Here is a 24,395-nt window from a genome sequence, read left to right on the forward strand (position 1 = left end):
GGCCCGTGCTGCTGCTGGTCGTGTGGATCGTCGTCGGGGTGCTGGTCGTCGTCGTGCTGGGGGCGCTCGCCTACGGCGTGCAGGGCGCCCGCACCCGGCTGGCCCGCGAGGTGACCGCCTTCGAGCGGGAGGTCCGCCCGTTGCTGGACCAGGTCGCCGACACGTCCGAGCGTGTCGCGCGCACGGACGACCGGTGAACAGCCGCTGACACGACGGGGGAGCGACCTCCCCGGGCGTAGCATCGCCGGAGAACCGACTTCTGGAGGACGTGTCATGGGCTCACTCGGCCCGCTGGAGATCGGCCTGATCATCCTGGCCATCCTGCTGCTGTTCGGCTACAAGAAGCTGCCGGACGCCTCGCGCTCCCTCGGCCGCTCGCTGCGGATCTTCAAGGGCGAGATGAAGGGGATGAAGGACGACGACTCCGTGGGCGGGGGGCTCCGCGGCAAGGACGCGGCACGCACGACGCCGGTCCGCGGCGAGATCGTCGCGCCCGCCACCCCGGCGACGTCCGCCGACGGCGACCTCAGCGCCCAGCTGCACGAGGAGGCCCGCGTCGCCGAGGCGCGCGCGGCCGAGCTGCGCGCCCGTGCGGAGCAGACCCGCGCGGCCGACGGCTCGCGCTGAGCCACCCGCACCCGGTAGGACGACGGTGAGCGGCCCCCGGCTGCGTCGGCGCCGCGAGCCCCGCGACGCGGCGGCGACCATGTCGCTCGTCGCGCACCTCACCGAGCTGCGCAACCGCATCGCGAAGGCGCTGCTGTTCCTGCTGATCGCGACCGCCTTCTCCTTCTGGTGGTACGAGCACGGCCTCGGTGACTTCATCCGCGCCCCCTACTGTGGGCTGGACGAAGACCTCCGCTACGGCGGGGACGACTCCGGCGGCTGCGGCCTGCTCATCACCGACGTCTTCGGCGGGGTGTTCATCCGGCTGAAGGTCGCCTTCCTCGCCGGCACGGTGCTCTCGGCGCCCTTCTGGCTGTACCAGCTGTGGGCCTTCATCACGCCGGGGCTCAAGCGCAACGAGAAGCGGTACGGCATCTCGTTCGTCGCGGTCTCCACGCTGCTGTTCGCCCTCGGCGCGCTGCTGGCCTACGTCTCGCTGTCCAAGGGCCTGGAGCTGCTGCTGACCCTCGCCGGGGACGGCGTGGTCGTGGCGCTGACCGCCCAGGACTACATCGGGTTCGTGCTCTCGCTGCTGGTCGCGTTCGGGGTGAGCTTCGAGGTCCCGCTGATCGCCGTCGCGCTCAACCTGGTGGGCGTGCTGAGCCACGAGGTGCTGGCCCGCAGCCGGCGGTGGATCTTCTTCCTGACCATCGTCTTCGCCGCCTTCGTGACGCCGACGCAGGACCCGTTCACCATGCTGCTCATGGCCGGGCCGATGATCGTGCTGTTCGAGCTGGCCATCCAGATCGCGCGCGTCGTCGACAAGCGGCGGGCCAAGCGGGCGGCGGTCGAGCACTTCCACGGCCTGGACGACGACGAGGCCTCACCGCTGGACGCCTCTGCCTCACCGCTGGACGCCGGGGCCTCACCGCTGGACGCGGGGCCGTCGTCCCTCGACGAGCCGCAGGACTCCACGCCGGCGTCCTTCCGCGGCTGATCCCCGGCCGACCCGTGGACGTCGCCGTCCTCGTCAGCGCCGCCGCCGGGCGCGGCCGGGCCAGGGCCCTCGGGGACACGGTCCTCCGCGAGCTCCGCTCCGCCGGGCTGACCCCGACGGTGCTCGCGGCCACGACCGGCGCCGAGGCGGAGACGCGGGCGCGTGCGGCGGTCGCCGGCGGGGCCGCCGCGGTGGTCGCCGTCGGCGGTGACGGGACGGCGCACGCCGCGCTGCAGGCCGTGACGGGCACCGGGACGCCGCTGGGCCTCGTGGCCGCGGGCACCGGCAACGACCTGGCCCTGGCGCTCGGCGTGCCGGCGGAGCCCACCGCCGCCGTCCGGGCACTGGCCGGCGACCTGCGGGCGGGGGAGGCCCGCAGCCTGGACGCCGGCCGCGTGGGTGACCGCTGGTGGGCCACGGTGCTGTGCTGCGGCTTCGACTCGGCGGTCACCGACCGGGCCAACCGGCTGCGCTGGCCGCGGGGCCGGCGCCGGTACGACCTGGCGGTCCTGCTGGAGCTCGCCCGGCTGCGGCCCAACGAGATCACTCTCGTCATGGACGGCGAGGTGCGCACGGTGCCGGCCACGATGGTCGCCGTCGGCAACACCGCCTGGTACGGCGGCGGCCTGGAGATCTGCCCCGGTGCCGACCCCGCTGACGGGCTGTTCGACGTCACCGTGGTCGGGCCCCTCACCCGTCTGGAGCTGATCCAGGCCCGCCCCCGGCTGGCCGACGGCACGCACGTGGAGAGCCCGTCGGTCTCGGTCTTCCGGGCCGCGCGCGTGGAGCTGTCCGGCCCCGGTGTCACCACCTGGGCCGACGGCGAACCGGTGGCTCCGTTGCCCGTCGTCGCGGAGTGCGTCCCCGGCGCGCTGACCGTCGTCGGGGCGCGGCGAGCCGACGGCGCATCGCGCGCTTAACGTGGAGGCATGTCCAGCCCCGCTGAGCGGTACGCCGCTTCCCGGCGCCGGACGGCCCATCCGGACCTCGCCGACTTCACGGCCGAACTCGGCTTCTCCCTCGACCCGTTCCAGGTCGAGGCGTGCGAGGCCCTCGACCGCGGTTCGGGCGTGCTGGTCTGCGCGCCGACCGGCGCCGGCAAGACGGTCGTCGGCGAGTTCGCCGTCCACAAGGCGCTGTCGGAGGGCCGCAAGGCGTTCTACACGACGCCGATCAAGGCGCTGTCCAACCAGAAGTACAACGACCTCGTCGAGCGCTACGGGGCCGAGCGCGTCGGCCTGCTGACCGGCGACAACGCCGTCAACGGCGACGCCCCCGTGGTCGTCATGACCACCGAGGTCCTGCGCAACATGCTCTACGCCGAGTCGCCGGCGCTCCTCGGCCTCGGCTACGTGGTGATGGACGAGGTCCACTACCTCGCCGACCGCTTCCGCGGCGCGGTCTGGGAGGAAGTGATCATCCACCTCCCGCCGTCGGTCACGCTGGTCTCGCTGTCGGCCACGGTCAGCAACGCCGAGGAGTTCGCCGACTGGCTGGTCACCGTGCGCGGGGACACCGAGGTCGTGGTCAGCGAGGTGCGGCCCATCCCGCTCTGGCAGCACATGCTGGTGGGCAACCGGGTGTTCGACCTGTTCTCGCTGCGCCCGGCCGCCCACGCCGCCGAGCACGGCGAGAGCCCGCGCCCGATGTCCACCCGGGAGCGCGGCGCCTCGGTGGTCGATCCCGAGCTGGTCCGGTACGTCCGCGAGCACGAGCGGCGGATCGAGGGCTGGGGCGGCCCGAGCAGGCGCGAGCCGTCGCACAAGCCCCGGTACCGACCGCCGGCGCGCTCCGACGTCATCGAGCGGCTGGACAAGGCGGGCCTGCTGCCGGCGATCACGTTCGTGTTCAGCCGCAACGGCTGCGACGCCGCCGTCCACCAGTGCCTGACGAGCGGGCTGCGCCTCACCGACGAGGTCGAGCGGGCCGAGATCGCCGCCATCATCGACGAGCGCACCGGCTCGCTGCCCGAGGAGGACCTGCACGTCCTGGGCTTCTGGGAGTGGCGAGAGGGGCTGCTGGCCGGGCTCGCCGCCCACCACGCCGGCCTGGTGCCCGCCTTCAAGGAGACCGTGGAGGAGTGCTTCGTCCGCGGGCTGGTCAAGGCGGTCTTCGCCACCGAGACCCTCGCCCTGGGCATCAACATGCCGGCCCGCACCGTCGTGCTCGAGCGGCTGGTGAAGTGGAACGGCGAGGCGCACGTCGACGTCACCGCGGGGGAGTACACGCAGCTCACCGGCCGGGCCGGGCGGCGCGGCATCGACGTCGAGGGGCACGCCGTCGTCATCTGGGCGCCCGGCATGGACCCCTCCGTCGTGGCCGGGCTGGCCAGCACCCGCACCTATCCGCTGCGGTCGAGCTTCCGGCCGAGCTACAACATGGCGGTCAACCTGGTGAGCTCGTTCGGCCGGGCGCGGGCCCGGGAGCTGCTCGCCTCGTCCTTCGCCCAGTTCCAGGCCGATCGCTCGGTGGTGGGGCTGGCCCGGGCCGCGGCCCGGCACGAGCGCGAGGCCGAGAAGTTCGCCCACGACATGCACTCCGACCGCGGGGACGTGGGGGAGTACGCCCAGCTGCGCCGGGACATCTCGGACCGGGAGAAGGACCTCTCCCGTGACTCGCAGGCCAAGCGCCGGATGGAGGCCGCCGACGCGCTGGCCGCCCTGCGTCCCGGGGACGTCATCCGGGTGCCCTCGGGACGCCGCCAGGGCCTGGCCGTCGTCCTGGACCCCGGCGTCACCGACCTCGCCGATCCCCGTCCGCTGGTGCTCACCGAGGACAAGTGGGCCGGACGGCTGGCCTCGATCGACTTCCCGACGCCGGTGTCCGCGCTGGCCCGGGTACGGGTGCCCAAGAACTTCAACCACCGGAGCCCGCACGCCCGCCGGGACCTCGCCGCGACCCTGCGCAACGCCCGTGTCGAGCACGACCTCGGTGCCCGCATGGTGCGCAAGGGCCGGTCGGCCGCCGCGGACGACCCGGTGCTGGCCGACCTGCGGGCCGCGCTGCGCCGCCACCCGGTGCACTCGCTGCCCGACCGCGAGGAGCGGGTCCGGGTGGCCGAGCGCTGGCTGCGCGCGGTGCGGGAGGCCGAGGCGCTGCACCGGACCATGGCCGAGCGGACCGGCTCGCTCACCCGGCAGTTCGACGCCACCTGCGACGTCCTGGAGGAGCTGGGCTACCTGGTACCGGAGCCGGCGCAGCTGGTGCCGGCCGACACCACGGTGATCAGAGCGAGCGACGACGTCCCGGTGGTGACGGCCGACGGTCGGCGCCTCGCCCGCATCTGGTCGGAGGCCGACCTGCTCGTCGCGGAGTGCCTGCGCGCCGGCGCCTGGCGCGGGCTGAACGCCGCCGAGCTGGCCGCCGCCGCCTCCACGGTGGTCTTCGAGGCCCGCCGCGACCTGGCGTCCCTCCCCGCCATCCCGGCCGGCAAGGTCACCGCCGCGGTGGCGGAGATGCGGCAGGTGAAGTCCCGCCTGGAGGACGTCGAGGCCGCGCACGCGGTCCGGGTCACCCGCGACCTCGACCTGGGCTTCGCGTGGGCGGCCTACCGGTGGGCCGACGGCCAGAGCCTCGACCGCGTGCTGGCCGGAGCCGAGCAAGCGGGAACCGAGCTGTCCGGCGGTGACTTCGTCCGCTGGATGCGCCAGCTGATCGACCTGCTCGACCAGATCGCCAAGGTGGCCGACGATGCGGTGGCGTCCGTGGCGCGCGCCGCCGTCGGCAAGGTCCGGCGCGGCGTCGTCGCCGTCGCCGTGGGGGGCTGATCATGACCGGTGTCCCGGGAGCACCGGAGGGAGGAGGCGGCGGGATGACCGACCCCGATCTGGCCCACGACCAGTCCGCGCGGCGCCGGTCCCGTGCCCCGTTCTACGGCGGGATCCTCCTCATCGGGCTGCTCGTCGTGCTGGCCCTGACGCTCAGCCGCTGGCTGGGTCTGGGCCCCACGCTGCTCGACACCGGCGAGGTGGAGAGGGACGTGGCGACCCAGTTCGAGGAGCGCTTCGACGTCGGCGTCGACGTCGACTGCCCGCAGGGCATGGAGGTCGCCGACGGCCGCGACTACGAGTGCGACGCGGAGACCGACGACGGCGAGGACCTGGAGCTCGTCATCACCATCACCGACGAGGAGCCGGCCGCCTATACCTGGGACGTGGACTGACCCGGGCGGCTCAGCCGAGGGCGTCGGCGGGCCAGCCCAGCGCCGCGCCCAGCCGGCCCAGCGAGGACTGCAGGCCGTGCCGCTCGGCCAGTCCGGCCAGCGTGGCGGGGTCGGCGGGGGAGCGGGGCAGGTCGCCCTCCACCGCCGGCATGTCGATGTCCTTGGCCACGGCGACGACCACCGGCGCCCGGTCGAGGTAGTCCGCGGCCGCGTGCAGCTTCTTCAGGACGGCCGCGGTGAGCGGAGGCCTGGCGACGACGGTCCGCGCGGCGGCCGCCCGGATGCCGGCCACGTCGCCGAACTCGTTGATGAGGGCCGCCGCGGTCTTGGCGCCGACCCCGGCCACGCCCGGCAGCCCGTCGCTGGGGTCGCCGCGCAGCACGGCGAAGTCGGCGTAGGCACGGCCCGGGATGCCGTACTTCGCGGCGACGGCGGCCTCGTCGACCGTCTCCAGGTCGGCGATGCCCCGGTTCGTGTAGAGCACGCGGACGCCGCGGTCGTCGTCGACGAGCTGGAAGAGGTCCCGGTCGCCGGTGACGATGTCGACCGGTCCGCGCGCACGGGTGGCCAGGGTCCCGATGACGTCGTCGGCCTCGAAACCCGGGGCGCCGACGCGGTCGATGCCGGCTGCGGCCAGCACGTCGACGAGGATCGGCACCTGGGGACCCAGCTCGTCGGGCACCTCCTCCTCGCCCTCGGTGGCGACGCGGTGCGCCTTGTACGACGGCAGCGCCTCGACCCGGAAGGCGGGCCGCCAGTCGTCGTCCCAGCAGGCCACCAGCCGGTCCGGGCCGTGCGCGGTGAGCAGCCGGGCGGTCATGTCGAGGAAGCCGCGCACGGCGTTGATCGGCCGGCCGTCGGGCGTCGTCACGCTGGTGGGCACCCCGTAGAAGGCGCGGAAGTACAGCGACGCGGCGTCCAGCAGCATGGTCGTCACGGAGGGGGACGCTAGCGGTCGGGCAGCGCGTGCGGAGGCCGTCGGGGTCCGTGGTTAGTCTGCGCCGGTGGGAAGCGCCTCCGTGCCGTCGCCGACCGGCCCGCTCGTGACGCCTGACCGGGTGCACGCAGCCCGTGCGCTGGCCGCCGAGACGGGCACCGACCTGCTGGTGCTCACGCCGGGTTCGGACCTGCGCTACCTCACCGGCTACAACGCCCACGCCATGGAGCGGCTGACCGCCCTGGTCGTGCCGCGGGCGGGCGAGGCGTTCCTCGTCGTCCCGCGGCTCGAGGCACCGATGGTCGACGTGAGCCCGGCGGGGGTGCTGGGTCTCGACGTCCTCGCCTGGGACGAGACGGACGACCCGTTCGCCCTGCTGGCCGGTGCCGCGAACGCCCGGCTCGGATCGGCGCCGGCCCGCGTGGCCGTGGGCGCCCGCACCTGGGCCGAGCACGCCCTCGGGGTGCAGCGGGCGCTGCCCGGCTCGACGCTGGAGCTCGCCGGGCCGGTGCTGGACCGCCTGCGCATGGTCAAGTCCGCCGCCGAGATCGAGGAGCTCGCGCTGGCCGGCGCCGCCATCGACCGGGTCCATGCACGCATGGCCGAGTTCCTCACCGTCGGCCGCACCGAGGCTGCCGTGGGCGCCGACATCGCCGCGGCGATCCTCGAGGAGGGCCACGTCGGCGTCGACTTCACCATCGTCGGGTCGGGGCCGAACGGCGCCAGCCCGCACCACGAGCTGTCCGACCGCGTGGTGCAGGCCGGCGACGTCGTCGTCATCGACATCGGCGGGCAGACGGCGACGGGCTACCGCTCGGACTGCACCCGCACCTACGTGGTCGGCGGCAGCGCGCCGGGCGACGTCGCGGAGTGGTACGCCGTCCTGCACGCCGCGCAACAGGCGTCCGTGGCCGCCGTCCGCCCTGGTGTGACCGCCGAGCAGGTCGACGCCGCTGCCCGGGACGTGATCACCGCCGCCGGATGGGGCGAGCACTTCATCCACCGCACCGGGCACGGCATCGGGCTGGATTCGCACGAGGCGCCTTACATCGTCGCCGGCAACGACCTTCCGCTGGTGTCGGGCATGGCGTTCTCGGTGGAGCCGGGCATCTACCTCGCCGGCCGCTGCGGCGCCCGGATCGAGGACATCGTCGTCTGCACCGACGACGGCGTCCGCTCGCTGAACGGCGGTCCGCGTGAGCTCGTCGAACTCCCCGGCTGAGCCGGGAGCCGTTCCGGTCGACGTCGACCGGCTGCTGCTCGCGGCCCTGGCGCGCGACGGGCGGGCCAGCTACACCGAGCTGGCCGAGAAGGTCGGTCTGTCGGTCTCGGCCGTGCACCAGCGCGTCCGGCGACTGGAGCAGCGCGGCCTGATCACCGGCTACCGGGCCGTGCTGGACCCGAAGCTGCTCGGGCTGCCGCTGACCGCATTCGTCTCCATCACGCCCATCGGGGCGCAGAACGAGGACCCGCCGGCGTTGCTGTCCCACCTGTCGGCCATCGAGGAGTGCCACTCGGTCGCCGGGCAGGAGAGCTACATCCTCAAGGTGCGGGTTGCCTCGCCGGACGCACTGGAGCTCCTGCTCCGCGAGATCCGGGCGTGCGCCAACGTCTCCACGCGGACGACGGTCGTGCTGTCCACCCTCTACGAGGACCGCCCGCCCATCTGACCGGCTGGACATCGGTTCGAACACGTGTTCGTATGGTGGTCATGCGGTGGGAAGCGCAGCGGCTGGACCTCGACGAGGCCACGACGCTGCCCGGCATGCCCAGCATCCGCGGCCTGCTGCGCAGCGTGCAGGTGCCGGAGTTCCCGGGGCTGACGTTCCACGAGGTACGGTCCCGCTCGGCCCTCAACAAGGTGCCCGGTGACTCCGCGATGCCCTTCCCGTACACGATCAACCCGTACCGGGGATGCAGTCATTCGTGTGTGTACTGCCTGGCCGGAGACACCCTCGTCCTCATGGCCGATGGACGGCAGAAGCCGATCTCCGAGCTGCGCGTCGGTGACCGGATGGTCGGGACCGAACGCCGCGGAACCTACCGGCACTACGTCACGACAGACGTGCTCGCGCACTGGTCCACGGTGAAGCCGGCATACCGGGTCTCTCTGGCGGACGGCACGGAGCTCACGGCGAGCGGTGACCACCGGTTCCTCACGGGCCGGGGGTGGAAGCACGTCACCGGAGCCATGGCAGGGTGGGATCGCCGCCCACATCTCACGACCAACGACGCCCTGCTCGGCTTCGGACGTGCCACCTCTCCGGTCGCTCCATGCCGGCAGTATCGGCGCGGCTATCTCACCGGCGTGGTGCGCGGCGACGGGAACCTCGAGGTTTACCGGTACCAGCGGGCCGGTCGCGCTCACGGCGATGTCCACAGGTTCCGATTGGCCTTGGCCGACGTGGACGGACTGACCCGCACGCAGGCATATCTGGCCGTGGAGGGGATCCCGACCGATCAGTTCGAGTTCTCGGCGGCTACTGGGGACCGGCGGGCCATGACGGCGATCCGCACGTCCGCCTCCGCGACCGTGGCGCGCATCGGCGAGCTCGTCGAATGGCCGATCGAGCCGACCCGGGCGTGGCAGCGCGGATTCCTCGCCGGCATCTTCGATGCAGAGGGGAGCCGCAGCAAGGGAGTCCTCCGGATCAGCAATTCCGACGACGAGATCCTGGCTCGTACGCAAGACGCCCTCGCTGCGTACGGCTTCGACGCGGTTCTCGAGGACCGGGGCCTGGAGAACAGGGTGCGCAACGTGCGCCTCAAGGGCGGCCTCAGAGAGCACATGCGATTCGTGCACCTCACCGATCCGGCGATCCGCCGGAAGTGCACCGTCGAGGACATCGCGGTCAAGAGCGACGCAGATCTCCGGGTGGTGGCCGTGGAGGCCCTCGGCCTCGACATGCCGATGTACGACATCACGACCGGCACGGGTGACTTCGTGGCCAACGGCGTCATCAGTCACAACTGCTTTGCTCGGAAAACGCACGAATGGCTCGAATTCGATTCCGGTCACGACTTCGACACCCAGGTGGTGGTGAAGACCAACCTCGCCGAGGTGCTGCGCCGGGAGCTGGCGCGCCCCACCTGGACGCGCGAGCACGTCGCCCTGGGGACGAACACGGATCCGTACCAGCGTGCCGAGGGCCGCTACAAGCTGATGCCCGGCGTCATCGACGCACTGGCCGGGTCGGGCACGCCCTTCTCCGTCCTCACCAAGGGCACGCTGCTGCGCCGCGACGCCCCGCGGCTCGTCGAGGCCGCCCGGCAGGTGCCCCTGGGACTCGGCGTCTCCATGGCCATCTGGGACGACGACCTGCACCAGGCGCTAGAGCCGGGCGTGCCCACCCCGCGGGCGCGGCTGGACCTGGTCCGGGCGCTGGCCGACGCCGGCCTGCCGTGCGGGGTCTTCCTCGCTCCGGTGCTGCCCGGCCTGACCGACGACGAGGGCTCGCTGGACGCCGCGCTCGGCGCGATCGCGGCGGCCGGCGCCACCGGCGTCACGGTCATCCCGCTGCACCTGCGTCCCGGGGCCCGCGAGTGGTTCATGGCCTGGCTGCGTACCGCCCACCCGGAGCTCGTGCCGCGCTACGAGCGGATGTACGCCCGCCGCGCCTACGTCTCGGCCGAGTACCGCACCTGGCTCGCCCAGCGCGTCGCGCCCCTGCTCGCCCGGCACGGGCTGGACCGGCAGTCCGGGGGAGCGGCCCGGGGAGCGGACGGACCGCTGGTCGCCGGCGTGCCCGGCGACGAGGAGGTCGGGTTCCCAGCAGGCAGCCTGCCCACCGGGGGGATGCCAGGCGTCCGCCCCAAGGCCGAGCAGGGTCCCGTTCTCCCGGCGGCCGAGGAGGTGCCGGGCCCCGGCGAGCAGCTCTCCCTGCTGTGAGCAGCACCGAGCCCTGCCGGCGGCCACCTCGACGGCAGGCGCCCCCTCAACCGGTGCGCTGAGCCCTCCTCGTCGTCCGGGCTACGGATCGGGCGGCTCGCACCACGCCGCGCGCGGACACCGGGGGAGCCCCCGCCGCCAGCGCCAGGCGCCGGAAGGAGTCGTAGGACAGGTCCCGGTACGCCGCCGCCAGCTCCGCCGCAGCGGCCTGGCGCGACGGGGGAGCAGCGGCCCGGAGGTGCTGGGCGGTACGCCCGGCGTGCTTGCCGAACGTCACCTGCAGGGCCTGGTTGGACAGCCGCCCACCGATGCGGGAGTCCAGCCCCGGGCCGCGACGCAGCGCCGGCAGCACCCACGGGCTGGCCGCCAGGGCGGGGTAGCGCTCCCGCACCGTCTCCCACGCGTGCCAGGCGGTGTTCGCGCCGGCGACCGACCACTCGCCGCCGTCGGTGCGCAGGACGAGCCGCCGAGCGCCGGCGTGCACCTGGTCCCGCCGCAGGGAGCGGAACATGCCGACCGGCGCCGGCCAGGCCAGTGCCAGCGCGCACCAGGCGACCGACCGCACGTGCTCGGGGTCCGTTCCCCGCAGCTCGGTGAGCGGGCGCAGGTCCAGCTCGAGAGGGTCGGGCTCCGGCGTCGGTGCACGGGGGAGGGAGAGTCCGCCGTAGCGGGCGACCTTGCTGTACAGCGCCACGGTCGCCGGCTTCCACTCGCGTGCGGCCGCCAGCGGACCCAGCCCGACCCGGGCCAGCTCGTCGGGGCCGAGGTCCAACTCGAGTGCCGCCTCGGCGAGCCGCCGCCACTGCACTTCGTAGCCGGGCGGTGGCGGCCAGCGGCGCCAGGCGCGCTCCGGCGGAGGCGAGGGCATCTCCGGCAACGGCTGCTGCCATGCACGCGACATGCCGGGACACTACCGTTATCCCCAACAACAATGCGACTTCTGCTTGTGGTCCTCTGCCGTTGACACAGCGCACCGCCCTCCGGGCGGTGGAGCAACAACGCCCACGGGTCGCGGGCCTCGAGCGTTCTGCGTCCGTCGCCGGCGAGCGACCGGTCGGGCAGCGCACGCCGGGGTTGGCTAGGGTCCGCTCATGTACACCGCGAGCTGGCGCGACGTCGTGCGGAGCGATCTGTTCGGCGCCTCGCCGAGCCGGCGCGACCGGCCCTACCGGTTCGTGATCCGGTTGTGCCTGGTGGTCTTCCACCTGTTCCGCTTCCGGTTCGACGTGCGGGGCTCGCAGCACGTGCCCGCGACCGGCGGCGCGATCATCTGCAGCAACCACGTCAGCTTCTTCGACTTCACGTTCCTGGGACTGGGCGCCATCTCCCAGCACCGGCTGGTCCGCTTCATGGCGAAGTCGGCGGTCTTCGGCCACTGGTTCGCCGGCCCGTTCATGCGCGCCATGCGCCACATCCCGGTCGACCGCAAGGCCGGGGCTGCGGCCTTCGACGCCGCCGTCCGCGCGCTGAAGGACGGCGAGGTGGTCGGCGTCTTCCCGGAGGCGACCATCAGCCGGAGCTTCACGGTCAAGGACCTCAAGGCCGGCGCCGCGCGGATGGCCATGGACGCGGGTGTCCCGATCATCCCGGCGGCCGTCTGGGGCGGGCACCGCGTCGCCACCAAGGGGCACAAGGTCGAGCTCCGGCGGGGTGTGCCAGTGATGGTCATCCTCGGCGAGCCGATCGTCCCCGAGCCGGGGGAGAAGGTGCAGCAGCTGCTGCGCCGCACCCGCGCCGCCATGGAGGCGCTGCTGGACGAGGCGCAGCGGGACTACCCCGAGCAGCCGGCCGGCCCCGACGACCGCTGGTGGCTGCCGGTCCACCTCGGCGGAACCGCCCCGACGTCGGAGGAGGCCCTCGTGGCCGACGCCGCCCGTGCCGCGGGCCACGGCCCCACCGCGCCGAAGAAGTCCCCGCTGGAGCGGATCACCGGTCTGCTGCGCCGCCGCTGAGGCAGCGGGCGGCCCTCAGTCGAGCGGTTGCCCGCGGGGGACGCGGGGGCGTGCGTCGAACACCGTGCGCCAGGCGGCGACGGCGTCCGCGTCGTCCTCGATGCGCCAGTCGACGGTCCGGGCCTCGTCGACGTGGTCGAACCAGATGAGCCCCACGATCTCCGGCCGGGCGGCCAGTTCCGCGGACAGCGCGGCCACCCACTCCGCCTTGCTGCCGCCGCTGTCGGAACTGCCCGTCTCGCTGATCCAGACGGGACGGGTGGTCAGGCTCCGCAGCTCGGCGAGACTCGGGTCGAACAGCTCGCCGAAGCTCGCCCAGGACGTGCGGTAGCCGTCCCGGATCTCGTTCCCCCAGTTGTAGTTGCTGACCCCGACGGCATCGACGTAGGCGTCGCCCGGGTAGAGGGGGGCCAGGGGAGCGCTGCCGGTGTAGACGGCGTTGGGAGCCCAGACCCACTCCACGTTCGTCACGCCGAGGGCGGTGAAGCGGTCGTGCACGTGGCGGTAGGCCGGCACGAAGTCGCCGGGGCGGTTGCCGTTGACGCCGCTGCCCCAGGGGTACCACTTGCCGTTCATCTCGTGCATGAGGCGCAGGCTCACGGGTCGGCCGTGCTCCTGCACGGAGCGGGCGAACCGGTCGATGTACCCGTCGTGGTCGCCCGCTGCGATGGACCGCAGCGAGTAGGCCGGCTGACGGGTGTGCGAGCCGCTGGCGTCCCACGGCTCCCAGGTGATCGACAACCGGGCGCCGCGCACGGCCACCGCCTCGGCGAGCTCCAGGTCGAGCGGACGGTCGTTGCCCCACGCCTCGAACACGTCGTACACGTCCGGCTGCGTGCCGGTCGCAGCGGCGAAGCGGTCGAAGGCCGCCAGGTCCGGCGCCGAGATGCCGAGCAGGGGCACCCCGACGGTGGGTGCCGGTGCCGGCGGGGGAAGCGGGGTGGCGACCGACGGGGCGGCCGGCGCAGGTGCAGGCGCAGCCGCCGACTCCGGAGCACGGCTCGACGCGGTCACGACGTACGTTACCAAGATCGCCAGAACGGCCACCGAGCCGCCGAGGATGCGTCCGCGGCGGCGGGAACGGCCTCCGGCGGTGGCGGCAGGGGCGGGGGTGTCCACGGTGCGTGTTCTCGGCATGGAGGGCCCTTGACCTGAGCCGGACGGCCGCATCCGGTCGAGATCGGCGTCATCCACCCCTCGTTCGGGTCAGGGAGGGAGGCGTTCCCGTGCCCGCGCCCGGGTGGAGGCCGCAGAGTCGAACCGTGACCGCAACCGACGCCTCCCCGCCGTTCACCGGCCCGGACCGTCGTGAGGGCGGCCGGCTCTACGGGCGGACCGCCACGGAGCTCACCGGCCCGCTGGAGCCGACCGCGGACGTGGTCCGCTACCGGGAGGCCATGACCCCGCGCCAGCGCCGCGGCGTCCTGCTCCTCGGCTGGTCGCACGTCCTCGTCGCCGTCGCGCTCACCGTCGTGGTCCTGCTGCCCGGCCACCTGCCGCTGCTGGGCGGGCACCCGGTGTCCGACGCCGTGGCCGTGCTCGGGGTGCTCGTCATGGTCACTCTCCAGCTGACCACCGCGGTGCGGACCTGGACGATCACCTACCACGCGGGCCGGGCCCTCGACCCGGTCCCCATGCGCCCCATGCCTGGCCTGCGGGTCGCCGTCCTCACGACGATCGTCCCCGGCAAGGAGCCGGTGGAACTCGTGATGGCCACCCTCCGGGCCATGCGGCGGATCCGTCACGACGGCGTCCTCGACGTCTGGCTGCTGGACGAGGGCGACGACCCCGAGGTCCGGCGCCGCTGCGAGGAGATCGGCGTGCGGCATTTCAGCCGCAAGGGCCGCCCGGAGTGGAACCAGCCCAGCGGCCCCTTCCGGGCACGGACGAAGCACGGGAACCACAACTCCTGGCGGGTCGACCACGAGCTGGAGTACGACGTCGTCGCGCAGATGGACCCCGACCACGTCCCGTTCCCGAACTTCCTGGAGCGGACCCTCGGGTACTTCGCGGATCCGGACGTGGCCTTCGTGGTGGCGCCGCAGGTCTACGGCAACCTCACCGAGTCCTTCGTCGCCCGGGGTGCGGCCGAGCTGGCCTACCTCTTCCACGGCGTCATCCAACGCGGCGGCAACGGTCACGACGCGCCCCTGCTGATCGGCACCAACCACCTGTACCGGCCCGCCGCCTTCCGGCAGATCGGCGGCTACCAGGACAGCATCATCGAGGACCACCTGACATCCATGGCCCTCTACGCGAGCGTGAACCCCCGCACCGGGCGGACGTGGAAGGGCGTGTACACGCCCGACGTCGTCGCCGTGGGGGAGGGCCCGGCCACCTACTCCGACTTCTTCAGCCAGCAGAAGCGCTGGGCGTACGGGATCTGGCAGATCGCCCGGGAGCACTCGCCCGTGGTGCTGCCGCGGATGGCCAGCGCGCAGCAGCGCCGATCCTTCGTCGCCCTGCAGAGCCACTACCCGACGACGGCGCTGACGTGGGTGGGCGGCGTCCTGCTCTCCGCCCTGTACCTCGTGGGCGGAGTTACAGCGACCCACCTCCCGCTGCAGCTGTGGAGCGTCCTGTTCGCCGCCAACATGGGTCTCGGGCTGGCCTTCTGCTTCGGCATGCGGCAGTTCAACCTCGTCGACCACGAGCGCCGGTCCTGGGGACTGGCCGGCCTGGCCCTCGACCTGATCACCGCGCCCGTCTACGTGGCGGCCGCCGCGGCGCAGCTCGCCGGCCGTCCGCTGGTCTACGTGGTCACCGCCAAGGGCAGTGCCGCCACCCGGGACACCTGGCGCACGTTCCGGCCCCACCTGCTGTGGGCGGGCGTGGCCCTCGCGGCCATGGCTGCCGGCCTGCTCCTCGGGCACCGGTACCCGGCCCTCTACGTCTGGGCTGCGCTCACCGTGCTGGTCAGCCTGGCCGCGCTGGTGCACGTCTCCGTCGTGGGGGCGCTGCACAGGCTGCCGATCCGGGCGGAGAGCCGGCGTCCGGTGGTGCCGGCGCGTCGCATCGGCGAGGTCCTCGTGGCCCGGGGCGTCATCACCGAGGGTCAGCTGCGCCACCTGCTCGACCTGCAGGCGACCCGCGAGGAGGGCTGGCTGCCGCTGGGCGACCTCGCCATCGAGGAGGGCCTCGTCACGCCGGCCCAGCTGGGCCGCAGCATGCTCCCGGGGCAGCGGCAGCGCGTGCGGGAGCCGCAGGCCGCCTGAGCCCCTCCTGGTAACGATCCGGTCACAGTGACTCTCAGCTTCACCGTAGGTACCTGATCGGCCGCGGACTGTTCTTACAGTCCCTGCAGTTCCTCACCGGGAGCACCGAGACGTGCCTCCCCGGATCGAGCGTGCGGGCCCCCCGGCCGGCACGGACGGCGCGTCCGCGCCGGCCGTGCGATCCAGGGCGTGGGGCCCGGCGTGAGACCCGGGGGAACGTCCGGCGACACCGGCGGAGCCCCCGAGATCCGCGTCATCAGACAACGGTCGAGCCGCACGCAGCCAGCGCGCGGCCGGCCGGCCCGAAGACGCGGAACCGCGGCGGGCGGTCCGCCGGCGCATCTCCGGTCGCGGGACCTCTCCGGCGCCTCGGGGGCCTGCGCGACGTGTGCGGCCCCCGGCTCAGCCGGGATGGGATGCTGGGTCAGGGCCGCAGCGGCGAGTGCGGCGGTCCCGACCCCCCGTCCGACCGGACCGGGGCGCGAACCGGTGGCGGGGGAGACCCTGCCGTCCGGGCCGACGGTTCCCGGGAGGACGAGCGTGGCCACAGCACCGGGCACGCTGCTCCCTCCCGCCCCCGGGACCGAGCAGCCCGCGACCCGCCGTCTCGCGGACCGCCTGCCGTGGCGCACGCTGCTCGCGGTCGCCGGGGGACTGGCGATGATGCTGGCCTTCCCCGGACCCGCCCTGGTCCCGCTGGCCGTGCTCGGCCCGGCAGCGCTGGCGCTCGCGGTGCACGGCCGCAGCGCCCGAGGTGGCCTGTGGCTCGGCCTCGTGACGGGCCTGGCCTTCTTCGTCCCGCTGCTGAGCTGGACCGGCATCTACGTGGGCCCCCTGCCCTGGCTGGCGCTCGCGGTGTTCGAGGCACTGCACCTGGCCCTCCTGGGCGCGGCCACCGCACTGACGTCCCGCCTGCGGTGGTGGCCCCTCTGGGCGGCCGCGCTGTGGGTGGCGGACGAGGCGCTGCGCGGGCGGCTCATCCTGGGCGGGTTCCCCTGGGGCCGGCTGGGCTTCAGCCAGACCGACGGCCCGCTCCTGGCCCTCGCGGCCTACGGGGGAGTGCCCCTGGTCAGCTTCGCCGTGGCCCTCCTGGGCACGCTGCTGGCCGCGGCCGTGCTGGCCCTGCACCGCGTGCTCCGCTCGGAGCGGCCGGCACGACGGGCCGCTGCACGTCCGCTCGTCGGCGCCCTCGCTGGGCTCGTCGCGATCCCGCTCGTCGGGGCGGTGGCCTGGCTGCCGCTGCCGGGCGCATCGCTCACCGAGGGCGGGCCGACGTCGACCGTCGCGGTCATCCAGGGCGACGTGCCGCGGGCAGGGCTGGACTTCAACGCCCAGCGCCGGGCGGTCCTGGACAACCACGTGCAGCGCACCCTCGAGCTGGCCGACGCCGTGGCGGCCGGCGACCAGCCGCGCCCGGACGTCGTCCTCTGGCCCGAGAACAGCTCCGACATCGACCCCTACCTCAACGACGACGCCGCCGGGCAGATCCAGCGTGCCGCCCGGGCCATCGACGCGCCCATCCTGGTCGGCGCCGTCGTGCAGGGCCCGGGACGGTTCATCAGCAACACCGCCATCGTCTGGGACCCCGAGGACGGCCCGGGCGACACCTACGTGAAGCGGCACCCCGTACCGCTGGGCGAGTACGTCCCGGCGCGGAGCTTCTTCCGCTTCTTCAGCGACCAGGTCGACCGGGTCACCGATCAGCGGGCGGGGGAGGAGGCAGGCCTGCTCGAGATCGGGGACACCCGCATCGGCGACCTCATCTGCTTCGAGGTGGTCTACGACGGTTTGGTCGGCGACGTCGCCGGGGCCGGCATGCTCGTCGTCCAGACCAACAACGCCACCTTCGGGTACACCGCCGAGAGCGAGCAGCAGCTGGCGATGAGCCGGCTCCGGGCCGTGGAACACGGCCGCAGCGTCGCCGTGGCCGCGACGAGCGGGATCTCGGCGATCGTGGCGCCGGACGGCACCGTCGTGCGGTCGTCCCAGCTGTTCACCCCCGACGTCTTCGTGGAGGAGATCGCGCAGCGCGACTCCCGCAGCCTGGCGAGCCGCGTGGGCGCGGGGCCGGAGTGGGTGCTCACCGCGGTGGGACTCCTGGCGCTGGCAGCGGCGGTCAGGCAGCGCAGGAACTCCGGGACGGGCCCGGGAGCAAGGTGACCGTCCCGAGCGTTGGAACAACCGTGGGACGTCGCATACGCATCGCCGCCGGTCTCCTCGCCCTGGCCGAGGTCGTCGTGTTCGTGCTCGTGGCCGGGTGGATCGGCGCCGGGCTCACCGTGCTCCTCGCCCTGGCCACGAGCGTGCTGGGGTGGGTGCTGCTGGCCCGTCAGGGCACCCGCGCGCTGAGCGAGCTGCGGGAGAGCGCGCGCACCCGTCGCGCGGGCGCGGGTCGCGAACTGGGCGACGCCGGGCTGGTGGCCGCGGGTGGCGTGCTCATGGTGCTGCCCGGCTTCATCGGCGACGTCCTCGGTCTGCTGTGCCTGCTGCCGGGCACCCGGTCACTGGTGCGGGCCGCGCTGGGTCGGCTGATCGTCTCGCGGCTGCCGGTCGGACTGCGTCCCCCGGTCCGCGTCGACAGCGTCCGCACCGCGGAGATGCCGCGTCGGGACCACGCACCGACGGCGCCCCTGGTCATCGAGGGCGAGGTGCTGCGCGGCCCGGACGGGCGCCCGCTCGTCTGACCCGCCCCCAGCACGCAGAACGGCCCCGGTGGGATCCACCGGGGCCGTTCTGCGTGCGTGGTCGTCAGCTGGCGCGGGTCCGCCGGCCGCGCAGCACCTCGAGGCGCTCGGCGAGGACCTCCTCGAGGTCCTCGACGGAACGACGCTCGAGCAGCATGTCCCAGTGGGTGCGCGGCGGCTTGACCTTCTTGGGAGCCGGCTCGGAGCCGCCCACCAGCTTCGCCGCGGCGCCGTCGAACTTGCACTCCCACGTGTCGGGGAGCTCGGCGTCATCGGCGAAGGGCACCGTGAACAGGTGGCCCGACGGGCACCGGTACTCGGCGTACTGGCGCTCGATGGGCGCGGTGTTCCGTTCGGTCTCGTAGCTGACGCTGCCCAGTCGGCTGCCGCGCAAGGAACGCTCGCCCATTGCACACCGTCCTCTCGTACGTGGTGTCGGTTGGACTCGACGCCGGTGCACGGGACGTACCCACGAACCGAGGAGTCACAGAGATGAACGACAGAATTGGCGAAGAGATTCCGCCGAATCGGTTGCCCATCATCGCATGGGGGGAGGTTCGGGCCCTCTGCCACCCCTCGGGAGGGTGAGCCCGGCGGCTCAGGGCAGCGCGAGCTGCCCCGGACCGGCCGCCGTGGGGCCCAGCTGACCCCGCACGTGGTGTCGGCGGCACAGGACCTGGTAGCGCACGGCGGGGGAGGAGCCGGGCTCCTGGCCGGGCAGCTGGGCCGGCGCGGTGTCGGCCACGACGACGGTCTCGCCCGCGCGCACCATGACGCCGTCGACCACGCGGGCGTTGAGCAGGCCCGGCAGGCCGCACCAGCACAGCACCTCCACCTGCACCCGCTGGACGTCGTCGGCGACCTCCAGCAGGCGCCGGGTGCCGGGGAACAGCTGGGTGCGGAAGTCGGTGGTCAGGCCGAAGGCGTAGACGTCGACGTGGAACTCGTCGACGAGCTCGGCGAGCTGGTCGACCTGCCGGTCGGTGAGGAACTGCGCCTCGTCGACGATCACGTAGTCGACGCGGCCGCCGGCGGCCCAGCGCTCGCGGACGAGCAGCCGGAGGTCGGTTCCCCCGTCGATCTCGATCGCGGCCCGGCACAGCCCCACGCGCGAGCTGATCTGGGGGGCCGCCGACCGGTCGCCCTGGGTGACCAGCAGCCCGTGCCTGCCCTGCCTGCTCTGGTTGTGGTCGACCTGGAGGGCGAGCGTGGACTTGCCGCAGTCCATGGGGCCGTGGAAGAAGCGCAGGTGCGCCGGCGCGGGGTGACGCCGCCGGTCCCCGGACGCGGGGACCGCGGACGGACCGGCCACCGGCAGCGGGTCGACGACGCTCACCGCAGGACGACGGCGGCCGTGCCGGGCAGGAGCGGGGTCATCGCGAGGCCCACAGACCGCGCTCCTCCAGGACCTCGCGCAGCATCGCCGGTCGGTCGGTCATGATGCCGTCGACGCCGAGGTCGAGCATCGCGCGCGCCTCGTCCGGGTCGTCGACGGTCCACACGTGCACCTGCAGGCCGCGGGCGTGGGCGGCGGCCAGGAAGCGCTCGTCGACCAGGGCCCGGCCGCCGAGCTGGAGCGGCACCTGGGCGCAACCGGCCTGGATGCGCACGAGACCGGCCGCCCGGGGGGAGTAGGAGGACAACCGCAGCGCCGCCACGCCACGTGGGCCCAGCGAGGTGCACACGGTGGGACCGAACAGCCGGCGGGCCGCGGCGATGCGCGCGTCGGAGAACGAGCCGAGGCAGATTCGGTCGGCCACGCCCATCCGGTTCACCAGGCGCACCAGGGGTGCCAGGACCCCGGCGGCCTTGATGTCCAGGTTGAACCGGACGTCCGGCCAGGCGCCGAGCAGGTCCTCCAGCCGCACGATGGGCTCGCGGCCGCCGATGCGGGCCTGGGACAGCTCCGACCAGTGCATCGCGTCCACGCGCCCGGTGCGGTCGGTGACCCGCTCCAACGTGGCGTCGTGGAAGGCCACGAGGGTGCCGTCGGCGGTGATCTGGACGTCGGTCTCGAGGTACCGGTACCCCAGGTCAACGCAGGCCTGGAACGCCGGGAGGGTGTTCTCCAGGTGCTCGATCGCACCGCCGCGATGAGCCATGGCGAGAGGCGTCGGCGCGTCGAGGTAGGCGAACCGCGCGGGGACCACAGCGACACGCTAGTCAGCCGCCCCGGTCGCCGCTGCGGGCACCCTGTCGCGGCACGCCGTGCCCACCGCCACGTGACCGCCGGTCAGGCTCCTTCATCGCGGATCGATCGCGTTCCTGGCGTGTTCCGCAGGTCCTGTCGCCGGTGACGTCTAGCGTGCCGAGACGTGGCACAGCACGCGACCGGCACAGTGACGCACGGCCCCATCTCCCCCGCGCCCAACCGGGGGAGCGGCGAGGCCCGCCGGTGCGGGTGGTGCCGCCGCGTCCTGCCCGAGCAGGGCTCGGTCGGCCGCCCGCGCCTGTACTGCGGCCAGGCGTGCCGGCAGCGCGCCTACGAGCAGCGCTCCGCCACCGCCAAGGCAGGACTGCCGGCCGACGTCGTCCTGGTCTCGCGCGCCGAGCTCGACGGGCTGCAGGACCGGCTGTACCAGCTGCGCTGCGCCCTGGAGGACGTGCAGACGCTCCTGACCGAGAAGCCGACCAAGGCCGAGCTCGAGCGCTCGCTGTCCGACCTCGTCCACTCGACGGGTCGGCTGGACCGGCTCTGGGTCACCGAACGCGGCTGACGGCCGGCACCGGTCGCCCGGTACCGGCCGCCGGGGTCACGCGGGCCCAACGCTCACCCGGCGGTCAGTCCGGGTCGGTCGAGTCGTCGTTCTGGTCTTCCTCGTTGCCCGGGTCCGGGTCGCTGTTGTTCGGCACGTTGTCCTGCTCGTCGCCGCCCGGGTCGTTACCACTGGTGTTCTCGCTGTCGTCGTCCGTCGTGCCCTCGTTCGGCGTCGTTGGGTCCGAGCCCGAGCACGCGGTCATCGTGGCGCCGCCGCCGAAGAGCGCCAGAGCGGTCAGGAGCGCGGCGAGCGGTCGTCGAAGTTGCATGGCTCGAGCCTACGAAGACCTGGTGCGGACCGCCCGTCGAAGCAGCCGAGTACCCGTCATTTCGTCACTGTTACGCAATGCGGTGGGTGTGGCTGGACGGGGGAGCCTGGTCACCCGGGGATGACAGGTCGTCACAGGCGGCCACGCGGCGCCCCGGGGTCGGGTCCGGCTCGTAGGAACAAGATCAACTCATGGGGGAGTCGACGGCCTGTGGAGCGGGTCATGCCGCCGGCGACCGGCGTCCGGACGACGGGTCGGACGCCGACCCGGGACGGGCGGCATCCGACGTGCGTGCACGACACCTGGGGACGGACATGCGCGTCGGACGGCGGAACGCCGCGGCGTCGTCGACCTGCATGGAGCCAACGTAGAGCCGGGCGGCGACGTCGGTGTGAGCGCCTGGAGCGCTGAGCACCCCTCTCGACGCTCCCTGCCATTGCGCCGATAATGCACATTATGTCAACTAGCGGAGCGCGACCCCGCCCTGAGCGCCGTCCGCCCCCTCCCGGACCGCTGGGGAACGATGGCCGCATGGCGCGCACCTGGACCCACGTCGGCCGCTGCTGGAGCAACGGCGAGCCGTTCCTCGCCCTCGACGGCGACCTGCTGCCCGACTGGTCCGGCGAGACGGGCGGTCACTACGAACAGCTCGTGCCGAACCTCGACTACGAGCTCAGCAGCATCCCGGTGGGCGCCGGCCGGGCCGCCGTCGTCCTCACCGACGCCGAGGTCGCCGACGAGGGCTGGCTGGAGGTCTTCCGGGCCGACGACGACGCCGTCGCCGTGCTGCAGGTCTCGGGTGGCGACTACCCCACCGCCGTGGCGGCCGCCCTCGCGCAGCCGGACGACGCCGCGGAGCCGGGCGACCACATCACGGTGCCCAGCGGACGCTTCGCCTTCGTGAGCGCCGCATTGGACGGCGCCGGTGTGGAGGCCGCCCCGCTCCGCCCCGAGTCGCCCGGTCCGATCCCCGCCTCGGGTGACTACGACGAACGCCGAGCCGGTGCGGGCGCTCCCCTGCTGCGGGCCACCGCCCACGGCTACCGGATCTGGGTGCAGTGGAGAACCGAGCTCGGCGGGGACGCCGTCTTCGCCCGGTGGCTGTTCGTCCCGGCGTCGGGCGACATTCCGTCACGGTGACGTATCCCCCGTCCCGGAGCGGGGCCCGGTCGCTCCCGGACCGGGAGCGACCGGGCGCCGTCAGCCGATCTCGCTGCGCACGATCCGGATCCAGCCGGCCACCATGGGCGCCAGCCCCCACAGCGCCACCGACGTCGCCACCTGTGCCCAGCCCTGGCCGTCCAGCGACCCGTCGTACATCGGCCCGGTCGTCGTGGTGAGGTCGAGCCAGTCGCGCATCCAGGTCAGGGAGCCGACGGTGTTCGACACGATGGTCACGACCGTCGGCAGGACGAAGTACAGGACGATGGCCAGCGGCGAGCTGAGCAGCAGCATGCCGAAGGCGATCCCGATGAGGATCGTGATCACCTGGACGAGCACGGCCTGGCCCACCTGGGCGCCGCTGACCCCCCAGGCCGACGAGTCCTCCGTCAGCACGGGCGTGAGCAGGGCACCCAGGGCCGACGCGACCGCGGCGGCCGCGACCCCGAGCAGGCCCAGGACGACGCCGGCGAGCACCTTGGCGGTCAGGACCCGGGACCGGGCCGGCACGAGGGCGAAGGTGGTCATCGCCGTGCGCTGCGACCACTCGCTGGTCACCAGCAGGATCCCCACGACCGGCAGCAGCAGGCCCACGGGCAGCTGCGTCGTCGCGAAGAACATGTCGAAGGTCTTGTCCGGCTCGTCGGCGAAGAACAGCTGCAGGAGCACGACGGCCAGCGAGGCCAGCGCGACGACCAGCAGCAGCCAGAAGCCGGCGCGGGTGTCGTAGCTCTTCCGCAGCTCGACGCGCGTGAGCCTCAGCAGGGAGGGCGCGGCGGCCGGCTCCCCCACCCGGGGCGTCGTGGGCTGCTCGATGGTGGCGGTGCTCATGCCCGGGTCTCCTGGATCTGGGTGGCGGTGGTGGGTGACGTGCCGGCCGACGGGCCGGTCAGCGAGCGGAACAGCTCCTCCAGCCGGTCTCCCCCCGCCGGGCGGAGCTCCAGCAGCGCCACCCCGGCGGTGGCGGCGGCGAGGCCCACCGCCTCCGCCGGGGCGTCGGCCACGAGCCCGTCGGCCAGCCCGGGAACGGCGCCGATGCCTGCGGCGGTCAGCGCGGCGGTGAGGGCGGCGGAGTCGCGGGCCCGCACGAGGCTGCCGGTGCTCGCGAGCAGCTCCGCGCTGCTCCCCTGGGCCACGATGCGGCCGCCGGCGATGACCACGAGCTGGTCGGCGACCGCCTCGACCTCGCGGAGAAGGTGCGAGGAGAGCAGCACCGTGCCGCCCCGGTCGGCGAAGCCGCGCAGCAGCCCGCGCATCCAGAAGATGCCGTCGGGGTCCAGGCCGTTGGCCGGCTCGTCGAGGATCAGCACCTGCGGGTCGCCCAGCAGCGCCATGGCCAGGCCGAGCCGCTGGCGCATGCCCAGGGAGTACTTGCCCACGCGCTTGCCGGCCGGCTTGCCGGCGAGGCCCACGTGCTCGAGCACCTCGTCCACGCGGGTCCGGGGAACCCCTTGGACCAGCGCCGCGAGGGTGAGGGCCTCCCGGCCCGTGCGGCCCGAGTGCTGGGCGCCGGCGTCGAGGAGGACACCCACGTGCCGGCCGGCGTTGGGCAGCTCGCGGTAGGGGCGTCCGCCCACGGTGGCGGTGCCGCTGGTGGGCAGGGTCAGGCCGCACACCGCGCGCAGCGTGGTGGACTTGCCGGCCCCGTTGGGCCCGAGGAAGCCGGTCACGGTGCCGGGCGCGCAGGAGAAGGACACGTCGGAGACGGCGAGCTGGGCGCCGTACCGCTTGGTCAGGTGTTCGACGGTGATCACGGGGACACCCT

General features: G+C 73.7%; 24 protein-coding genes. 15 read left to right on the forward strand and 9 right to left on the reverse strand.

Annotated features, from left to right (window positions below; genetic code table 11):
* The first annotated feature begins 5 nt into the window (after positions 1–5).
* The 6 genes from BLS70_RS19480 (at position 6) to BLS70_RS19505 (ending at position 5,765) form a co-directional block, all read left to right on the forward strand.
* Positions 6–197: a hypothetical protein gene (locus BLS70_RS19480; RefSeq protein WP_091771343.1), complete on the forward strand. Its 192-nt coding sequence runs from the start codon at positions 6–8 to the stop codon at positions 195–197.
* Between the two features lie 76 nt (positions 198–273).
* Positions 274–627 (forward strand): Sec-independent protein translocase subunit TatA, encoded by a 354-nt coding sequence (gene tatA, locus BLS70_RS19485; RefSeq protein ID WP_091771345.1) that lies wholly within the window; start codon positions 274–276, stop codon positions 625–627.
* A gap of 25 nt (positions 628–652) precedes the next feature.
* Positions 653–1,603 carry a twin-arginine translocase subunit TatC gene (gene tatC, locus BLS70_RS19490; protein WP_255362600.1) on the forward strand — a complete coding sequence of 317 codons (951 nt, stop codon included), beginning with the start codon at positions 653–655 and terminating at the stop codon, positions 1,601–1,603.
* A 14-nt stretch (positions 1,604–1,617) separates the two neighbouring features.
* Positions 1,618–2,523: a diacylglycerol/lipid kinase family protein gene (locus BLS70_RS19495; RefSeq protein WP_091771347.1), complete on the forward strand. Its 906-nt coding sequence runs from the start codon at positions 1,618–1,620 to the stop codon at positions 2,521–2,523.
* A gap of 9 nt (positions 2,524–2,532) precedes the next feature.
* On the forward strand, positions 2,533–5,370 hold the full coding sequence (locus BLS70_RS19500; RefSeq protein WP_091771349.1) for a DEAD/DEAH box helicase: 2,838 nt from the start codon (positions 2,533–2,535) through the stop codon (positions 5,368–5,370).
* Positions 5,371–5,414: 44 nt separating this feature from the next.
* Complete coding sequence (locus BLS70_RS19505) at positions 5,415–5,765, forward strand: DUF4333 domain-containing protein (RefSeq protein ID WP_176946503.1); 351 nt, start codon at positions 5,415–5,417, stop codon at positions 5,763–5,765.
* Between the two features lie 10 nt (positions 5,766–5,775).
* Here BLS70_RS19505 and BLS70_RS19510 read toward each other — a convergent pair whose 3' ends face one another.
* A complete protein-coding gene (locus tag BLS70_RS19510; RefSeq protein ID WP_091771354.1) occupies positions 5,776–6,693 on the reverse strand; it encodes a 5'-3' exonuclease in 918 nt (305 codons plus the stop codon).
* 76 nt (positions 6,694–6,769) lie between these two features.
* On the opposite strand from BLS70_RS19510, the gene BLS70_RS19515 reads away from it, so the two are divergent.
* Genes BLS70_RS19515 through BLS70_RS19525 form a run of 3 tightly spaced genes read left to right on the forward strand, consistent with a single transcriptional unit; the run spans position 6,770 to position 10,591 of the window.
* Positions 6,770–7,924 (forward strand): M24 family metallopeptidase, encoded by a 1,155-nt coding sequence (locus BLS70_RS19515; RefSeq protein ID WP_255362601.1) that lies wholly within the window; start codon positions 6,770–6,772, stop codon positions 7,922–7,924.
* Positions 7,899–8,372 (forward strand): Lrp/AsnC family transcriptional regulator, encoded by a 474-nt coding sequence (locus BLS70_RS19520; RefSeq protein WP_091771356.1) that lies wholly within the window; start codon positions 7,899–7,901, stop codon positions 8,370–8,372. Before BLS70_RS19515 ends, BLS70_RS19520 begins: the two co-directional genes overlap by 26 nt.
* 41 nt (positions 8,373–8,413) lie before the next feature.
* Positions 8,414–10,591, forward strand: a complete 2,178-nt coding sequence (locus BLS70_RS19525; protein ID WP_091771538.1) for an intein-containing Rv2578c family radical SAM protein — start codon at positions 8,414–8,416, stop codon at positions 10,589–10,591.
* A gap of 46 nt (positions 10,592–10,637) precedes the next feature.
* On the opposite strand, the gene BLS70_RS19530 is transcribed toward BLS70_RS19525, so the two are convergent.
* Positions 10,638–11,492 carry a hypothetical protein gene (locus tag BLS70_RS19530; protein WP_091771358.1) on the reverse strand — a complete coding sequence of 285 codons (855 nt, stop codon included), beginning with the start codon at positions 11,490–11,492 and terminating at the stop codon, positions 10,638–10,640.
* 190 nt (positions 11,493–11,682) lie between these two features.
* On the opposite strand from BLS70_RS19530, the gene BLS70_RS19535 reads away from it, so the two are divergent.
* Positions 11,683–12,543 (forward strand): lysophospholipid acyltransferase family protein, encoded by an 861-nt coding sequence (locus BLS70_RS19535; protein ID WP_091771360.1) that lies wholly within the window; start codon positions 11,683–11,685, stop codon positions 12,541–12,543.
* Positions 12,544–12,558: 15 nt separating this feature from the next.
* On the opposite strand, the gene BLS70_RS19540 is transcribed toward BLS70_RS19535, so the two are convergent.
* Positions 12,559–13,557: a glycoside hydrolase family 26 protein gene (locus BLS70_RS19540; protein WP_176946504.1), complete on the reverse strand. Its 999-nt coding sequence runs from the start codon at positions 13,555–13,557 to the stop codon at positions 12,559–12,561.
* A 248-nt stretch (positions 13,558–13,805) separates the two neighbouring features.
* Here BLS70_RS19540 and BLS70_RS19545 point away from each other — a divergent pair, with 248 nt between their 5' ends.
* The 3 genes from BLS70_RS19545 to BLS70_RS19555 all read left to right on the forward strand — a co-directional run bounded on the left by BLS70_RS19545 (position 13,806) and on the right by BLS70_RS19555 (position 18,442).
* Positions 13,806–15,758: a glycosyltransferase family 2 protein gene (locus tag BLS70_RS19545; RefSeq protein WP_091771363.1), complete on the forward strand. Its 1,953-nt coding sequence runs from the start codon at positions 13,806–13,808 to the stop codon at positions 15,756–15,758.
* A gap of 540 nt (positions 15,759–16,298) precedes the next feature.
* Positions 16,299–17,918, forward strand: a complete 1,620-nt coding sequence (lnt, locus tag BLS70_RS19550) for an apolipoprotein N-acyltransferase (protein ID WP_255362602.1) — start codon at positions 16,299–16,301, stop codon at positions 17,916–17,918.
* 23 nt (positions 17,919–17,941) lie between these two features.
* A complete protein-coding gene (locus BLS70_RS19555; RefSeq protein ID WP_091771367.1) occupies positions 17,942–18,442 on the forward strand; it encodes an FxsA family protein in 501 nt (166 codons plus the stop codon).
* Between the two features lie 64 nt (positions 18,443–18,506).
* On the opposite strand, the gene BLS70_RS19560 is transcribed toward BLS70_RS19555, so the two are convergent.
* From BLS70_RS19560 to BLS70_RS19570, 3 genes are all read right to left on the reverse strand, one after another.
* On the reverse strand, positions 18,507–18,851 hold the full coding sequence (locus BLS70_RS19560; protein WP_040339339.1) for an RNA polymerase-binding protein RbpA: 345 nt from the start codon (positions 18,849–18,851) through the stop codon (positions 18,507–18,509).
* A 189-nt stretch (positions 18,852–19,040) separates the two neighbouring features.
* Positions 19,041–19,778 (reverse strand): thymidine kinase, encoded by a 738-nt coding sequence (locus BLS70_RS19565; RefSeq protein WP_091771369.1) that lies wholly within the window; start codon positions 19,776–19,778, stop codon positions 19,041–19,043.
* Positions 19,779–19,815: 37 nt separating this feature from the next.
* Entirely contained in the window at positions 19,816–20,592 is a 777-nt protein-coding gene (locus BLS70_RS19570; RefSeq protein ID WP_176946505.1) for a glycerophosphodiester phosphodiesterase family protein, read from the reverse strand.
* A gap of 165 nt (positions 20,593–20,757) precedes the next feature.
* Here BLS70_RS19570 and BLS70_RS19575 point away from each other — a divergent pair, with 165 nt between their 5' ends.
* Complete coding sequence (locus tag BLS70_RS19575; RefSeq protein WP_255362603.1) at positions 20,758–21,159, forward strand: hypothetical protein; 402 nt, start codon at positions 20,758–20,760, stop codon at positions 21,157–21,159.
* 64 nt (positions 21,160–21,223) lie between these two features.
* Here BLS70_RS19575 and BLS70_RS19580 read toward each other — a convergent pair whose 3' ends face one another.
* Complete coding sequence (locus BLS70_RS19580; protein ID WP_091771371.1) at positions 21,224–21,469, reverse strand: hypothetical protein; 246 nt, start codon at positions 21,467–21,469, stop codon at positions 21,224–21,226.
* A gap of 531 nt (positions 21,470–22,000) precedes the next feature.
* On the opposite strand from BLS70_RS19580, the gene BLS70_RS19585 reads away from it, so the two are divergent.
* Entirely contained in the window at positions 22,001–22,609 is a 609-nt protein-coding gene (locus tag BLS70_RS19585) for a hypothetical protein (protein ID WP_091771373.1), read from the forward strand.
* Positions 22,610–22,669: 60 nt separating this feature from the next.
* Here the strand turns inward: BLS70_RS19585 and BLS70_RS19590 are convergent, their stop codons facing one another.
* Both BLS70_RS19590 and BLS70_RS19595 read right to left on the reverse strand, forming a co-directional pair.
* The gene (locus BLS70_RS19590) at positions 22,670–23,461 is read right to left on the reverse strand and encodes a hypothetical protein (protein ID WP_091771375.1); all 792 of its coding nucleotides are present in this window, start codon (positions 23,459–23,461) and stop codon (positions 22,670–22,672) included.
* A complete protein-coding gene (locus BLS70_RS19595; RefSeq protein WP_091771377.1) occupies positions 23,458–24,384 on the reverse strand; it encodes an ABC transporter ATP-binding protein in 927 nt (308 codons plus the stop codon). Before BLS70_RS19595 ends, BLS70_RS19590 begins: the two co-directional genes overlap by 4 nt.
* Positions 24,385–24,395: the final 11 nt, after the last annotated feature.

The sequence above is a fragment of the Blastococcus aurantiacus genome, assembly GCF_900102425.1.
In the GTDB taxonomy this organism is placed as follows: domain Bacteria; phylum Actinomycetota; class Actinomycetes; order Mycobacteriales; family Geodermatophilaceae; genus Blastococcus; species Blastococcus aurantiacus.

Excerpts from the sequence above, each read along its gene's own strand:
- tatA (WP_091771345.1), top strand. The coding sequence starts at position 274 with ATGGGCTCACTCGGCCCGCTGGAGATCGGCCTGATCATCCTGGCCATC.
- BLS70_RS19510 (WP_091771354.1), bottom strand. The coding sequence starts at position 6,693 with ATGCTGCTGGACGCCGCGTCGCTGTACTTCCGCGCCTTCTACGGGGTG.
- BLS70_RS19500 (WP_091771349.1), top strand. The coding sequence starts at position 2,533 with ATGTCCAGCCCCGCTGAGCGGTACGCCGCTTCCCGGCGCCGGACGGCC.
- BLS70_RS19585 (WP_091771373.1), top strand. The coding sequence starts at position 22,001 with ATGGCGCGCACCTGGACCCACGTCGGCCGCTGCTGGAGCAACGGCGAG.
- BLS70_RS19560 (WP_040339339.1), bottom strand. The coding sequence starts at position 18,851 with ATGGGCGAGCGTTCCTTGCGCGGCAGCCGACTGGGCAGCGTCAGCTAC.
- BLS70_RS19525 (WP_091771538.1), top strand. The coding sequence starts at position 8,414 with ATGCGGTGGGAAGCGCAGCGGCTGGACCTCGACGAGGCCACGACGCTG.
- BLS70_RS19580 (WP_091771371.1), bottom strand. The coding sequence starts at position 21,469 with ATGCAACTTCGACGACCGCTCGCCGCGCTCCTGACCGCTCTGGCGCTC.
- BLS70_RS19590 (WP_091771375.1), bottom strand. The coding sequence starts at position 23,461 with ATGAGCACCGCCACCATCGAGCAGCCCACGACGCCCCGGGTGGGGGAG.
- BLS70_RS19505 (WP_176946503.1), top strand. The coding sequence starts at position 5,415 with ATGACCGACCCCGATCTGGCCCACGACCAGTCCGCGCGGCGCCGGTCC.
- BLS70_RS19530 (WP_091771358.1), bottom strand. The coding sequence starts at position 11,492 with ATGTCGCGTGCATGGCAGCAGCCGTTGCCGGAGATGCCCTCGCCTCCG.
- BLS70_RS19535 (WP_091771360.1), top strand. The coding sequence starts at position 11,683 with ATGTACACCGCGAGCTGGCGCGACGTCGTGCGGAGCGATCTGTTCGGC.